This window comes from Paenibacillus sp. BJ-4 (assembly GCF_020404765.1).
Classification (GTDB): domain Bacteria; phylum Bacillota; class Bacilli; order Paenibacillales; family Paenibacillaceae; genus Paenibacillus.
The window spans coordinates 398,976-412,072 of record NZ_JAIVEM010000006.1 but is presented as its reverse complement, the minus strand read 5'-3'; the positions used below and the strand labels follow the sequence as shown (position 1 = coordinate 412,072).

Genomic DNA, 13,097 nt, shown 5'->3' with positions numbered 1-13,097 from the left:
TTAATACGGAATTAACGGTTATCTAAAATTAGCGGGCCAGCGTTTAAACAGACCCTGGTGCGGATATGCTTGGAATATCAACGCACTTGCGGCAAAATGAAATGAGGTGAGCATATGCAGGATTGGTCCGAGGTTGTTACACGCACATTAATGGCTGTCGCTGTATTATTTTTAATTGCCAAAATTCTCGGGAAACGTCAGGTATCCCAGCTTTCCGTGTTCGAATATATAACCGGAATCACGATAGGGAATCTGGCCGCTACCATTCCTATGGAGCGAGAATCCACTTGGTACTTGGGCTTTATAGCCTTGGCAGTTTGGGTCCTGACAACATTTGTCATTGAAATATTGCAAATTAAAAGCAAGAAAATCAGAGATTTTACCGATGGAAAAACCACTACCCTGATCAAAGACGGCAAAATTTTAGAGGATAATATGCGAAAGGAACGGCTTACGATCGATGAGCTCATGGAGCAGCTGCGGAGTAAAAATGTATTCAAGGTGTCTGACGTGGAATTTGCTATTATGGAGACCAGCGGTGCGATCAACGTGCTGCTGACTAAAGACAAGCAGGCTGTGACGCTTAAGGATCTCAATATGCTGCAGCTGCCGGAGAAGGAACCAACAGCCATTATTATGGATGGACAAGTTATGAAGCAGCAAATGGCATACATGGGAATTACGCAACAATGGCTGGATGCAAAGCTGAAAGAAAAAAGCCTGACGGTCAAAGACGTATTTTTCGCGCAGGTGGACCCGCAAGGGGAGCTGTACATTGACCAATACAGCGATAATGTGCAGCTGTCCAAGGTAGAGGACTCTAATCAAGCCGTGCTGACGCTGCTGCAGCAATGTACAACCGAGCTGCAAAAGCTGGCCACAAATTCCAGTGAACAGCAAAGGAAGCAGTTGTATGAGCTCTGCTCACACAACTTGAAGGAAGCTATTCAGGAAATGCAACCGGTAAATTCATCTAACTCCTGAGCTTATACGTATATGACATAAGAATACGAGTATGCAATCAAAAGGGAGCGTCCTTTCAGCCGTTTATGGCTTTGAAGACGCTCCCTTTAGCCCGTCATGATTTCATCTATGTTTACAGTAATCATACCGAATGCTAACATTTTTTCTTTTGGAGAGCCGGGTCATCAACATTTTATTATTACTGTGTCGGTGTGCTGTCAGCAGTTGCCGCTGCCTTTCTTTGCTTCCTGATGTAGTGGCAGCAAAACTGTAACTGCCGTTCCTTCTCCCACCTTGCTGGATACAGAGATAGAGCCGGTATGCATCTTCGTTATTTTATGGGCGATGGAAAGTCCCAAGCCGCTGCCTCCTGCGGTTCGAGCCCGTGACTTGTCCGCTTTATAAAATCGTTCGAAAATGCGCTGCTGATCCTGTTCGTCGATGCCCGGTCCCGTATCGGCAATGCAGACAACCACCTGATCACCGTTACTTGAAAGAGAAACAGATATGCTTCCACCCTGTGGTGTAAATTTAATGGCATTGTGAAGGAGATTCACCCAAACCTGGCCCAACAGATCCTCGTCCGCGTTGACCTCAACTATATCCACCTCCACAGTCATGTCGATTTTTTTAGCCTCCCATTGCGGTTCGCAGGTGAGGATAAGCGATATCAGTTGCTTGTCCAGCCGATAACGGGACGGACGAAACGGATACCGCTCCGAATCCAGAACCGCCAGCTTCATGAGATTATCGCTTAGCTTGGACAGACGTATACACTCCGTCTCGATGATCGTCAAATACCGGTCTCGCTGCTCCTGATCCAGATTCTCATCCTTGAGCGCCTTCGCGAAACCGATTATTGAGGTCAGGGGCGAGCCGATTTCATGGGATACGTTCGAAATAAACTCCTCCCGCAGTTCTTCCATAGCCTTAAGATTTGCCGCCATATCATTAATGCTGTCCACCAGCTGTATATAAGGATGCGGCCTCCGATTTTTACCATTCCTCCCGCCGAGGTCCCAATCCAGATTAATGTGAAAGTCCCCTTGAGAGATGCGTTTTAAAGCGTCGATCATTTCGGTAAAAACGTGCTGCTCTCTAGGCTGGATGAAGCGCCTTACAGTCATGCTAATGATACCGAAGAAGAAAAAGCCCAGCGTCGCATTAATAAGAAAGACAAACAAATCATGGGGAGCCCATAACATGCGCGAATAGATCGCCGCCGTAATAAAAAACGCCGCAGCCCAGCTAAGATACAGCGCCAATAATACCAGCAGGACTCTCGCGAGGATATGGAGGAACCCCGGTTCCCGCTTCATTGCTGCACCTCCAGCCGATAACCCAAGCCCCGGATCGTACGGATCCGGAAGGAGTGGCTTGCCTCCGGAAACCGTTCCCGAAGGCGCTTGATATGCACATCAACCGTTCTTTCGTCTCCCTCGTAATCATAACCCCAGATCTGTTCGATCAACTGGTCGCGGGTAAAGGTTTTTCCAGGATAGCTGGCCAGCTTGAAGAGCAGTTCAAATTCCTTGCGCGGCAAGGTAATCTCCTTCTCCCCAGCCCGGCACTCAAATGTATCGCTGTGCAGGACAAGATCCCCGACAGTCACCGATTTTGAAGCCATGATACGATAGCGTTTTAATAAAGCCTTCACGCGTGCGACAAGCACCATGGGGTCGAAGGGCTTGACAAGATAGTCGTCCGTTCCGAGCGCGAAGCCTTTTACGATCTGTGATGTCTCGCCTTTGGCTGTAAGCATAAGCAGCGGCAGGTCGGTCTGCTCGCGCAGCTTACGACACAGCTCCCAGCCATCCATTCCCGGCATCATGATATCAAGAACAAGCAAATCGAGCTTGATTTCGTCAAAAATTCGCAGCGCGTTCAAACCATCCACCGCCTCAACTACTTCCAGACCTTCCAGTCGCAAAAAGTGTCCGACCAGTTCACGAATATGCGGATCATCATCAACGACCAATACACGCGTCATTACAATCTCCCCTAACTAACTCTGCCTTAAACCTCTCGTCCTCGTCAAGAAGAACGCTATCTTAAGCTTTACGCATATAAGCACGCACCGTAAGCGGCGCGAAGATCGCCACAATGACTGCAGCACCAAACAGGGAGATCGCCAGTTCCCCGCCAATCACTCCCGTATTCGCAAGCTCCCTGACCGCATTCACAAGATGTGAAATCGGGTTGACGTTCACAAACCACTGCAGCCAGCCAGGCATTGTGTCCACAGGCACAAATGCGTTGGAAACAAAAGTGAGCGGAAACAAAACAATCATGGATATGCCCTGTACACTTGAAGCCGTGCGGGCAATCACGCCAAAGAAGGCGAAAATCCAGCTGACTGCCCAAGAACACACGATGACCAGAAGCGCGGCGATAGCGACACTCAGCAGTCCTCCTTCTGGCCGATACCCCAATATATACCCCATAGTGAAGGTAAGTACAGTCGCAATCGTATATCGAATGCTGTCGGCCAGCAGAGCTCCGGCCAAGGGCGCAATACGCGCGATCGGGAGTGACTTGAACCTGTCGAACACGCCCTTGTCCATATCCTCCCGCAGTTGAACGCCGGTAACAACGGAGGTCGAGATTACAGTCTGTACGAGGATACCTGGAATGATGACCGGCAAATAATGCTGCACGTCTCCTGAGATGGCGCCGCCAAAGATATAGGTAAACATAAGGGTGAAAATGATCGGCTGGAGCGTGACATCAAACAATTGCTCTGGAGTATGCCGGATCTTGAGAATGCCCCGGTAGGCCATCGTCATGGAGTTGGCGAACGCCTGGCCAAAACTCACAGACTTTTTCAATGTGCGATCAGAACCTGTCATAACAGTAGCGTTCTTCATGCTCTCACCCCCTCCACAGCATGCGCTCCTTGGGCCGTCTGCTGCTCATTTACTTGTACCCCTTGGCCAGTGATGGACAGAAACACCTCGTCAAGCGTCGGCTTCTGCACACTCATCTCTACCAGGTGAATTTCTCCGGTACGGAGGGCGATCAGCAGGTCCGTCACCCGATCAACATTGGCCATCGGAGAAATGATCTTTCCAGCCTCCACCGACACGTTAGACTTGACTGAAAGCACCTGTTCAACGATCTGAGCAGCCCTCTCGATGTCCTGTTGATTTTGCACTCTGAGTTGCAGAGTCGATGCCCCCACTGCCGCTTTCAGTTCGTCCACTGTACCCTCGGCGACTACCCGGCCATGGTCGATCACCGCGATTCGATCAGCAAGTTGATCCGCCTCGTCGAGGTACTGGGTAGTGAGCAGTACGGTGGAACCTGTCTTGACCAGACGCCGGATCGTGTCCCACATCTGGGCACGCGTGCGCGGATCCAGTCCGGTAGTCGGCTCATCCAGGAAGATCAGCGGCGGCTTGGCAATGAGACTTGCGGCCAAATCCAGCCGGCGGCGCATGCCTCCAGAGAAATACTTTAACGGTCGTCTGGCCGCTTCGGTCAAGCCAAATTCCTCCAGCAGCTCTGCTGCCTTATGACGTGCCTCGGCACGTCCCAGTCCGAGCAGCCTGGAGAAGATAATCAGATTCTCGGTAGCACTAAGCGACTCATCGACCGATGCGTACTGGCCTGTCACACCGATCAATTGACGCACAACCTGCGGCTCCTTTACTGCATCATGCCCGAAGATGCGCGCAGATCCCCCATCAGGCCGCAATAACGTTGACAGCATTCGGATGATCGTCGTCTTGCCTGCTCCATTAGGACCAAGCACACCGTAGATCGTGCCGACACGCACTTTCAAATCGACACCGTCAACCGCATGCTTATTGCCAAAAACTTTAACGAGTCCCCTTGCTTCAATGGCCAAGGCCTCTTTTCTGTCTGTATAATCCACTATCATTTCCTCCCTATAACGGTTTCTATAGAGAGGATAACCCACATTTATGAACTGAATATGAATAGAACCGTTTACTCTCCTTTTTACCTTCATAGGGAAGGACCTATCCTCTCGAGAATTGACAGATGCACAACCAGCATACCGATCCCCAGATTCGACTTGATACCTCAAGCACTAACTTTGGTATTGAACCTATTTATATTGAAAAAAAATAATCTCGTTCTACCTTGCTTACTCTTAAACCAAACGTTTTATACCATTCGGCTTTCCCTTTCTCCTGTGCTACCTTGTGCATCTCGTTATGCTTCCAGTCTTTGATAGCGTCTAAAGATTCCCAATAGGAAACTGTGATGCCTACTCCATCTTGGTCACGAACACTTTCCATGCCCAGAAAACCAGGTTGTTCGGCAGCCAGTGTTTCCATTAATTCTCCCATCTCTCCGTAGCCGCCATCTCCTTCAGTACGTTCACTAGTAAAGATAACGGCATAATAAGGGGGTTGTGGCGTTTTTGCAATTGAATTCATAGGTACCTCCCAGAAATTAAATAGTTTTTTTCTTAAGTTCGATTATAACTACAAGACTGAGATAAAAAAAATGAATATATATGATACTATGTATGAATATATTTCATTTAACATAGGAGGACACATGAATTTGTTCAAATATAAGGTCTTTCTTAGCGTAGTAGAAACAGGAAGCTTTACCAAAGCAGGAGAACTTCTCAATCTTACACAATCCGCCATTAGCCATGCTGTTTCCGGTTTGGAACATGAATTGGGCTTGACTCTTCTGATTAGGGGACGTTCAGGCATCAAATTGACCAGCAACGGAGAACGTCTGATGAAGCATTTCAGAGAGATCGTACAAATGAACGAAAGGCTTTATCAAGAGGTTGCTCTAATCAAAGGACTGGAGACCGGAACCGTAAAGATAGGTACGTTCTCAAGTGTATCCATCCAGTGGTTGCCCGGTATTATTCATAAATTTAACGAGCAGTTCCCACTTATTGAACTGAAACTGCTCGACGGTAACTACCATGAGATTGAGAATTGGATAGCCAGCGGAGAAGCTGATTTTGGCTTCGTTAATCTGCCTACTTTAGACGTACTGGAAGTACTGCCGCTAAAAAAAGAAAGAATGCTGTGCGTACTGCCATCTAATCACATGCTTCGGGAGCAAACAACCATACGTGTGGATCAACTCCTCGATGAGAACTTCATTATGCCTGCTTCTGGCTGCGACACCGATGTATGGAGAATTTTTAATCAGCACAAGCTTGCTCCGAAAATCAAATATGAATTAGAAGATGATCATGCCATTATGGCTATGGTGCAAAACGGACTGGGCGTAAGTATTCTTCCGGAAATGATTTTATATCAAAATCCTTATGAACTTTGTATTCGACCTTTGGATGGGCCATATTCACGTTCCATTGGTATCGCCGCTGCTTCTTTAAAGAGCATGGCTCCAGCCGCCAAAAAGTGTATGAACTTCATTGCTGAATGGATTCGCTAATATCAATATGTTAATAGATATACATCCTGTTTAATTCAGAGACGAAAAATTGTCGTCTGTCGGCCATGGCAATGGATTTTCAAAGCCTGACCAGTCCATGTCCATTTCGCTATCGCTCAGCAGACATTGATCTAGTTCTACTTCCAGGTCCGATTGCTTCATTCCGATGCCAATCATGACAATTTCGTTCATGCGGTCGCCCCATGACTCGTCCCAATGGTCCAGAGCTTCAGGATTGGCTGCGACGATCTCCTGCCGTTCTTCCTCCGACAACGCCGCAAGCCAGCTTCCCGCCGGTCCGAACTGAATGGATGGGCCCGCCTGGCTAATACTGGCCGCCCAATCCTGAGGGGTTGCAATCCAGGCCAAACCTTTGGCGCGAACGACCTCCTCCGGCCAGTAGTTCATAAATTCAGCCAATCTGGCAGGATGAAACGGTCTTCTGCGGCGATACACAAAGGAGTGAATACCATATTCGTCCGTTTCCGGGGTATGGCTATCCAGCTCCAGCTCTCGAATCCATCCAGCCGATTGACTGACCTTGTCAAAATTAAAAAGCCCGGTATTCAAAATATCCGCAGGAGCGACCTGTCCCTTGGAGGCACGAATAATTTTCGCTTCAGGCTGTAACCTGCGCAGCACACCCTCCAGCTTGTGCAGCTCGGCAGGCTGAACCAGATCGCATTTATTCAGAATGAGTACATCGCACGTTTCAATCTGGTCAATCAGCAAGTCCGAGATATCACGAATGTCGTCTTCACCAGTAGCCTGCCTGCGGTCCAGCAGCGTTTCTCCCGATTCAAAATCATGCCAGAAGCGGTTCGCATCGACCACGGTCACCATGCAATCCAGTTTTGCCAAGGAGGCCAAATCAATGCCCGTTCCTTCATCAGCGTACGTAAAGGTTTGAGCGATGGGCACAGGCTCACTAATTCCTGTTGATTCAATTAAAATATAATCAAACTCACCCTGTTCTGACAGCTTCTTAACCTCCAGTAATAAATCCTCACGCAATGTACAACATATACAGCCATTAGACAACTCGACCAGTTTTTCCTCTGTTCTGGACAAGCCTCCTTCTTTTTTAACCAGCTCGGCATCTATGTTTACTTCACTCATGTCATTGACGATCACTGCCACTTTCATTCCGTCCCGGTTGTTTAATACATGATTCAAAATTGTCGTTTTCCCTGCACCCAAATATCCGCTTAGCACAGTTACCGGTATTGCTTTCTTATTCATTGACGGTATGCTCCCTTTATGATTGGTTTGTCATATCCTCGCTCTTTAAATCGTAATAATTACTATTAAACTTGGCATGTAGTAATATACAGCATCCGTTTTGCCTTGTCAACGATGAAGAAGCTCTTGAAATAAATGATCCAAAGTTATTATTATGGGTAATAACGAAATTTAAAGAATAAGGTGAATATATTGCGATCTATTTGGCTAGGTGTGTTGGCTGCTTTCTTTTTTGCATTTACATTTGTTCTCAATCGGTCTATGGAAATGTCTGGCGGGAGCTGGATTTGGAGTGCTTCATTGCGGTATGTGTTTATGGTTCCTATTTTATTCGTCATTGTTATGAGCCAACGGAAGCTTAAGCCTCTTTGGGACGTTATGAAGGAACGACCGGGAACGTGGCTGTTGTGGAGCTTCATCGGATTTGGCTTATTTTATGCTCCTTTATGCTTCGCATCGACTTATTCACCAGGCTGGCTGATTGCGGGTACTTGGCAAATTACTATTATCTCCGGTTCTCTGCTTGTGCCATTATTTACAGAGGTTGTACAAACGGAGAACGGACCAATAACAATACGCGGGAAAATACCCATCCAGGGACTTATGATGTCTCTGATTATTCTCATTGGAATCCTCCTCATGCAAGTCGAACAGGCAAAATCCATTGCTGCACAAGATTTTTTATTTGGCCTCCTGCCGGTCATCATTGCCTCCTTCGCATATCCATTGGGTAATCGCAAAATGATGGAAGTCTGTGCAGGACGGTTAGATGCCTATCAACGTGTGCTCGGGATGACTTTAGCCAGTTTGCCCTTTTGGTTACTGCTTTCGTTATACGGAGTGCTTAGTGCGGGAATGCCAAGCATGGATCAAACGATACAGTCTGCTCTGGTGGCCATATTTTCAGGAGTGATTGCGACGGTTCTATTTTTTAAAGCTACGGATCAGGTTCGCAGAAATATGCAAAAGCTAGCGACAGTTGAAGCAACACAATCTCTGGAAGTTCTGTTCGCATTAATGGGGGAACTGATCTTTTTATCCATACCCATTCCGTCACTTCTATCATGGCTGGGCATGTTTGTCGTCATCCTCGGCATGGTTCTGCACAGCTATGTTACACATCATAAGAAACCCGATCATCAAATGATATCCAAAAAGATAGACACTGTTTAGCGTTTACTGTTATGTATATAAAAAGGCAGCGAATTAAGGAGGTTACTCCTAATCTGCTGCCTTTTTGCGATGATCGTGCGATATTACCAAGCGTAAGCTTCCGGTGCAGGTTTGCCCGGGCCAGGGAAAATCTCGTTCAGCTTGGCAAGTACTTCATCAGTCAATTTGACCTCAGGCACCCGCAAAGCATCCTCCAGCTGTTCCAAGGTCCGCGGGCCAATAATTGGAGCGGTTACAGCCGGATGGGACAGTACCCAGGCCAGTGCAATCACGTCCTCCTTCTCGCCCAGCTCGCGGGACAATGCTGCAAACTGCTCCAGCTTTGCACGGTTCTGTTCCACTTTTTCCTTGGCGCGTGCGCTACGAGAGCCTGTACCTGCTAACGCATTACGTCCCAATAGTCCACCTGCCAACGGGCTCCAAGGAATCACGCCCAGTCCCAATTCTTGAGCTGCTGGCAATACTTCAAGCTCGGCGGAGCGTTCATTCAGGTTATACAGATGCTGCTCGGATACAAGACCCAAAAAACGTCGTGCCTTTGCTTCGGCCTGCGCCACAGCGATGTGCCAGCCCGCAAAGTTACTGGAGCCGATATAATCCACTTGTCCCCGATCCACAACGGATTCGAACACGCCCCATAGTTCATCCCAGGACACATTCCGATCAACGTGGTGCATTTGATATAGCTCAATATGGTCAGTCTGCAAACGTTGCAGAGAGGCATCCAAATGACGGCGAATTTTGTAAGCAGACAAGCCTGATCCTGCGTTCGGTCCGTCATTTTCATTTTTCATGTCCCCGTATACCTTCGTCGCCAACACGACCTTCTCACGTCTTCCGCCACCCTGCTGGAACCAGCGTCCGATAATTTCCTCTGTCCATCCTTTGCGGTCATGACCGTATACATTGGCTGTATCAAAGAAGTTAATGCCCGCATCCAGCGCGGCATCCATGATTTTAAACGCATCCTTTTCTTCGGTTTCCGGTCCGAAATTCATCGTGCCCAGACATAAGCGACTAACCTTCAAGCCTGACTTTCCCAAGTATGAATATTCCATACTGCCTCCCGCCTTTGCTTAAGGATTTTAAAATTCCGCCAAAATTCCATAAAAAGACCATACCCATTTTTTCACCAGAAAAAACCACTTTGAAACACCCTGTAATGCATTTTTTGCGCATGCAAAAAAGCCTCCACACCATGCCGAAGCATTACATGCGGAGGCCATCCCCCTCGTGCTACCCGCCGAATGTTAAAAGAATGTGACTTTACCAGCGGAGCGGAGGATTTGAATCTGGAGAAGCGGAGCGTTCGCCTTTGCCACGGGATTCTTACCTTTTCATGTCCTATCCAATCCAAAGAATCCCGTGGCAACAGCGATCATAAGATCAAATCCTTCGCGAAGCACGCTCACTTCAACCACCGTAACTCTCTCTTTTTTAACAATCAAGGAATCAATTTCGTTTCTTTCGCGCGCTCAGCCATTTTTTTCGTATGCTTGCTGAGCGGCTTTTTAAGCACCAATCCAAACAGGAAGCAAACTCCGATAAATACAATCAGCATCACCACATCTCGTGTTACCGTTGAAGGCAACATACCTCCTACCGTTTCCCGTAGCAGACTAACCGCATAGGTAAACGGTACGAACGGATTCAGTGCCTGAAAGAAGGGTGTACTCGTCGCTATCGGGAATGTCCCTCCTGAACTGGAGAATTGAAGCACCAGCAGGATGACCGCCAGACCCTTCCCGATATTGCCGAACACAGAAACCAAGGTATAGGTCATCGCCGTAAACACCAGACTGATCAGCATAGACGACAATACAAACGCTACTTTGGCATCCACATACGCCCCGAGCAGGAACAAATCACCGAGAGACACACTCAGCGCCTGAAAAATACCAATCGTAGAGAACGTCATAAGCCGTCCGAAATACACTTGGTAGCTTTTATATTGGCCTTCCGGGTCCTCCACATCTACCCTGAACATGGAGACCAGCAGCATCGCACCTACCCAAATTGATAATGTAGTGTAAAAAGGAGACATGGCAGAGCCATAGTTCGGGATCGGGTATATTCGTTCCTGCTTCAGCAATACCGGGCTACCGAGAAAATCACTTTCCTTCTTCACATCCCCTTTGAGCAATGCGATGGCTCGTCCGAGTGCGTTTTCGCCTCTCAGCTTGCGAATCGTGTCTGCCGCGTGACGTATTGAATCCTCGGCAGCTGGAAGATCCGTTCTTACAAAATTAGCGACCTGGTGTACCGCTTTTTCTGCCTCAGGGAACTTGTTTTCAATCAAATCAGCCATTTTGACAAACTGTTGTTCCGCCTTCGGCAAATCGTTACGTACAAAATCCGCGGCCTGATGAATTTTACCTTTAACCGCAGGCAAATCGTTATTTACAAAGTCTGCCGCTTTGTTGACGGCATTCGTGAATTCGCCCATGCGTCCCTGAATCGTCGTAGCCGCTTCATGCAGCTTCTGACGATATTGTGGCAGATCCTGCTGAAGACGAGTCAGCTCTTGCTGACCGAATTCTGCAGCAGCCTGTGCGTCATTTAATATCTTTTCAATATTCGGCAGCTGCTCTTGGGCGGTGTTCAGCACATTGGCGGAATGGCGGGCAACGGCTTTGATTTGATCCAGCGCCTTTTGGATGGCGGGCGCATACTCCGTATCATAATTGCTCAAAATGCTGTCAATTCCGCTGCTAACCTCTCCGGCCAGGCGGTCAGCGTCATCCAGTAAATTTTGAGCAGGCTTCTCGCCACGCTGTATGGCATCTCCAATGCTTGTCACCGTGCTATTCAAGCGACTAAGACGGTCCCTCAGCCCGCTCACACGGGAAATAAGCGCATCCAGAGGCTGACTCGGCAAATATCCGTTCACACGGTTCAACAACTGGGAAATATGATCCAGTACCCCGATTGCAGTCGTCAGCCTTCCGCTAACCCGATTCGCCGCAGCTTGAGCTGCTTTAGGATCAAAATCCACACCACGAATGATGCCTGTGATCTCGGAAACTTCATTCGCAATTTGCTGTACGAGCTGCAGATCCTCTTTGACCAGCGTTCCAATGGAGTCAAGTGCACCATCGTTTTTGTCGAGGAATTCAAGTAAGCCGGTTGTAAAATCCTTGCCTGTATCCGCAATTTTCTGTACCTCCGGCAGTGCTTTCTGTGCAGCATTAATGACCTTAAGGGCTGTTTGTGTATCCTCCAAGGCAGTGGCCAACGCACTTTCCACCTTGCCAAAGTTTTGATCCAGCTCAACAATCCGGTCACCAGCCTTTTGAATGTCTGGCAGTCTTTTTTGTATATCCAAAATAATCGCCGCTACCTTATCCAGCTCAGGCAGGTTTTTGTCTATTTTAAGCACCAGATCGCCGGCGCGGTTAATTTCTGGAATTTTCTCCTTCAGGGCAATGATTTTTTGCCCCTGCTCCTTAATTTTGGGCAAATTCTGCTCCAGCTCAATAGCCTGTTTACCTAATCTGTCGATATCCGGCAGGCGATTGTTCAGCTCCAGCACCCGATTCTCAATGTTGCGAATGGTAGGCAGCTCCTCCTCCAGTTTTACCCCGGCTTCCTTTAACTTTGTCAACACAGCCTGACTGGCCGTTTCAATAAAGTTTTGGCTAATCTGGTTGGTCAAAGAGGTGGCCCCTGAGGAGGTGATTTTTGGAGCAACTGCATTGATTTTTTCATTTACAGCGTAATCAATCTCAGGCTTTTGCGGATTTTCCGTTAGCACGCTCGTAATTTTCTTTGAAAAATCCTTGGGGATGAGCAGGCTGGCATAATAATCACCGTTTAGCACACCTTTTCGTGCCTCTGCTTCATTCACAAACGTCCAGCCCAGCTTCTTGTTATTTTGAAGGTTATGCAAAACCTCGTCGCCGATATTAATTTTCTTCCCGTTCACCTCAGCACCCTGGTCCTGGCTCGTTACTGCAATTTTAATACCTGATGTATTCGCGTACGGGTCCCACATTGCTTTCAAATTCACCCATGCATAGACGGAAGGCAAAAGAATGATGCCAATGACTAATAAAGTCCCGGTCGATACTTTGAATACATTTTTCCAGTCTGTTAAGTAGATTTGCCATATCTTCCGCAACTTCACCACTCCTTGTATGTACATTAACCTATCGTCCAGTGTTGTATGCACACGTATTGTAAACGATTTGAGTGGATGAAGCCAATTATGTGAAAGTTGATTAAAGTAAATATATCCCTTATAAGTGACACAAATGTAAAAAGTTGCTTAATTCAAAAGAAGCCCCCCAGGCCTAATTTTCAGGCACAAGGAGCTTCTTATT

At 47.6% G+C, this 13,097-nt stretch carries 11 protein-coding genes; 3 read left to right on the top strand and 8 right to left on the bottom strand.

Annotation, left to right across the window (positions count from 1 at the left end; all coding sequences use genetic code 11):
• Positions 1 to 114: 114 nt before the first annotated feature.
• Entirely contained in the window at positions 115 to 984 is an 870-nt protein-coding gene (locus LCF57_RS03740; RefSeq protein WP_225999493.1) for a DUF421 domain-containing protein, read from the top strand.
• 197 nt (positions 985 to 1,181) lie between these two features.
• Here LCF57_RS03740 and LCF57_RS03735 read toward each other — a convergent pair whose 3' ends face one another.
• The 5 genes from LCF57_RS03735 to LCF57_RS03715 form a co-directional block, all read right to left on the bottom strand.
• Positions 1,182 to 2,282, bottom strand: a complete 1,101-nt coding sequence (locus LCF57_RS03735) for a sensor histidine kinase (RefSeq protein WP_225999492.1) — start codon at positions 2,280 to 2,282, stop codon at positions 1,182 to 1,184.
• A complete protein-coding gene (locus LCF57_RS03730; protein WP_225999491.1) occupies positions 2,279 to 2,953 on the bottom strand; it encodes a response regulator transcription factor in 675 nt (224 codons plus the stop codon). Before LCF57_RS03730 ends, LCF57_RS03735 begins: the two co-directional genes overlap by 4 nt.
• A gap of 61 nt (positions 2,954 to 3,014) precedes the next feature.
• Positions 3,015 to 3,830: an ABC transporter permease gene (locus LCF57_RS03725; protein ID WP_225999490.1), complete on the bottom strand. Its 816-nt coding sequence runs from the start codon at positions 3,828 to 3,830 to the stop codon at positions 3,015 to 3,017.
• Complete coding sequence (locus tag LCF57_RS03720; RefSeq protein WP_225999489.1) at positions 3,827 to 4,846, bottom strand: ATP-binding cassette domain-containing protein; 1,020 nt, start codon at positions 4,844 to 4,846, stop codon at positions 3,827 to 3,829. Before LCF57_RS03720 ends, LCF57_RS03725 begins: the two co-directional genes overlap by 4 nt.
• Before the next feature lie 193 nt (positions 4,847 to 5,039).
• Positions 5,040 to 5,369 carry an antibiotic biosynthesis monooxygenase family protein gene (locus LCF57_RS03715; RefSeq protein WP_225999488.1) on the bottom strand — a complete coding sequence of 110 codons (330 nt, stop codon included), beginning with the start codon at positions 5,367 to 5,369 and terminating at the stop codon, positions 5,040 to 5,042.
• Positions 5,370 to 5,493: 124 nt separating this feature from the next.
• Between LCF57_RS03715 and LCF57_RS03710 the strand changes: the two genes are divergently transcribed.
• Positions 5,494 to 6,360 (top strand): LysR family transcriptional regulator, encoded by an 867-nt coding sequence (locus LCF57_RS03710; protein ID WP_225999487.1) that lies wholly within the window; start codon positions 5,494 to 5,496, stop codon positions 6,358 to 6,360.
• Positions 6,361 to 6,390: 30 nt separating this feature from the next.
• Here LCF57_RS03710 and LCF57_RS03705 read toward each other — a convergent pair whose 3' ends face one another.
• The gene (locus LCF57_RS03705; protein WP_225999486.1) at positions 6,391 to 7,602 is read right to left on the bottom strand and encodes a GTP-binding protein; all 1,212 of its coding nucleotides are present in this window, start codon (positions 7,600 to 7,602) and stop codon (positions 6,391 to 6,393) included.
• Positions 7,603 to 7,794: 192 nt separating this feature from the next.
• Between LCF57_RS03705 and LCF57_RS03700 the strand changes: the two genes are divergently transcribed.
• Positions 7,795 to 8,775, top strand: a complete 981-nt coding sequence (locus tag LCF57_RS03700) for a multidrug resistance efflux transporter family protein (RefSeq protein WP_225999564.1) — start codon at positions 7,795 to 7,797, stop codon at positions 8,773 to 8,775.
• An 83-nt stretch (positions 8,776 to 8,858) separates the two neighbouring features.
• On the opposite strand, the gene LCF57_RS03695 is transcribed toward LCF57_RS03700, so the two are convergent.
• Positions 8,859 to 9,833, bottom strand: coding sequence for an aldo/keto reductase (locus LCF57_RS03695; RefSeq protein WP_225999485.1), 975 nt, complete (start codon positions 9,831 to 9,833; stop codon positions 8,859 to 8,861).
• Between the two features lie 386 nt (positions 9,834 to 10,219).
• Positions 10,220 to 12,895 (bottom strand): YhgE/Pip domain-containing protein, encoded by a 2,676-nt coding sequence (locus LCF57_RS03690; RefSeq protein ID WP_225999484.1) that lies wholly within the window; start codon positions 12,893 to 12,895, stop codon positions 10,220 to 10,222.
• Between the last annotated feature and the right edge of the window lie 202 nt (positions 12,896 to 13,097).

Excerpts from the sequence above, each read along its gene's own strand:
- LCF57_RS03740 (WP_225999493.1), top strand. The coding sequence starts at position 115 with ATGCAGGATTGGTCCGAGGTTGTTACACGCACATTAATGGCTGTCGCT.
- LCF57_RS03735 (WP_225999492.1), bottom strand. The coding sequence starts at position 2,282 with ATGAAGCGGGAACCGGGGTTCCTCCATATCCTCGCGAGAGTCCTGCTG.
- LCF57_RS03730 (WP_225999491.1), bottom strand. The coding sequence starts at position 2,953 with ATGACGCGTGTATTGGTCGTTGATGATGATCCGCATATTCGTGAACTG.
- LCF57_RS03725 (WP_225999490.1), bottom strand. The coding sequence starts at position 3,830 with ATGAAGAACGCTACTGTTATGACAGGTTCTGATCGCACATTGAAAAAG.
- LCF57_RS03720 (WP_225999489.1), bottom strand. The coding sequence starts at position 4,846 with ATGATAGTGGATTATACAGACAGAAAAGAGGCCTTGGCCATTGAAGCA.
- LCF57_RS03715 (WP_225999488.1), bottom strand. The coding sequence starts at position 5,369 with ATGAATTCAATTGCAAAAACGCCACAACCCCCTTATTATGCCGTTATC.
- LCF57_RS03710 (WP_225999487.1), top strand. The coding sequence starts at position 5,494 with ATGAATTTGTTCAAATATAAGGTCTTTCTTAGCGTAGTAGAAACAGGA.
- LCF57_RS03705 (WP_225999486.1), bottom strand. The coding sequence starts at position 7,602 with ATGAATAAGAAAGCAATACCGGTAACTGTGCTAAGCGGATATTTGGGT.
- LCF57_RS03695 (WP_225999485.1), bottom strand. The coding sequence starts at position 9,833 with ATGGAATATTCATACTTGGGAAAGTCAGGCTTGAAGGTTAGTCGCTTA.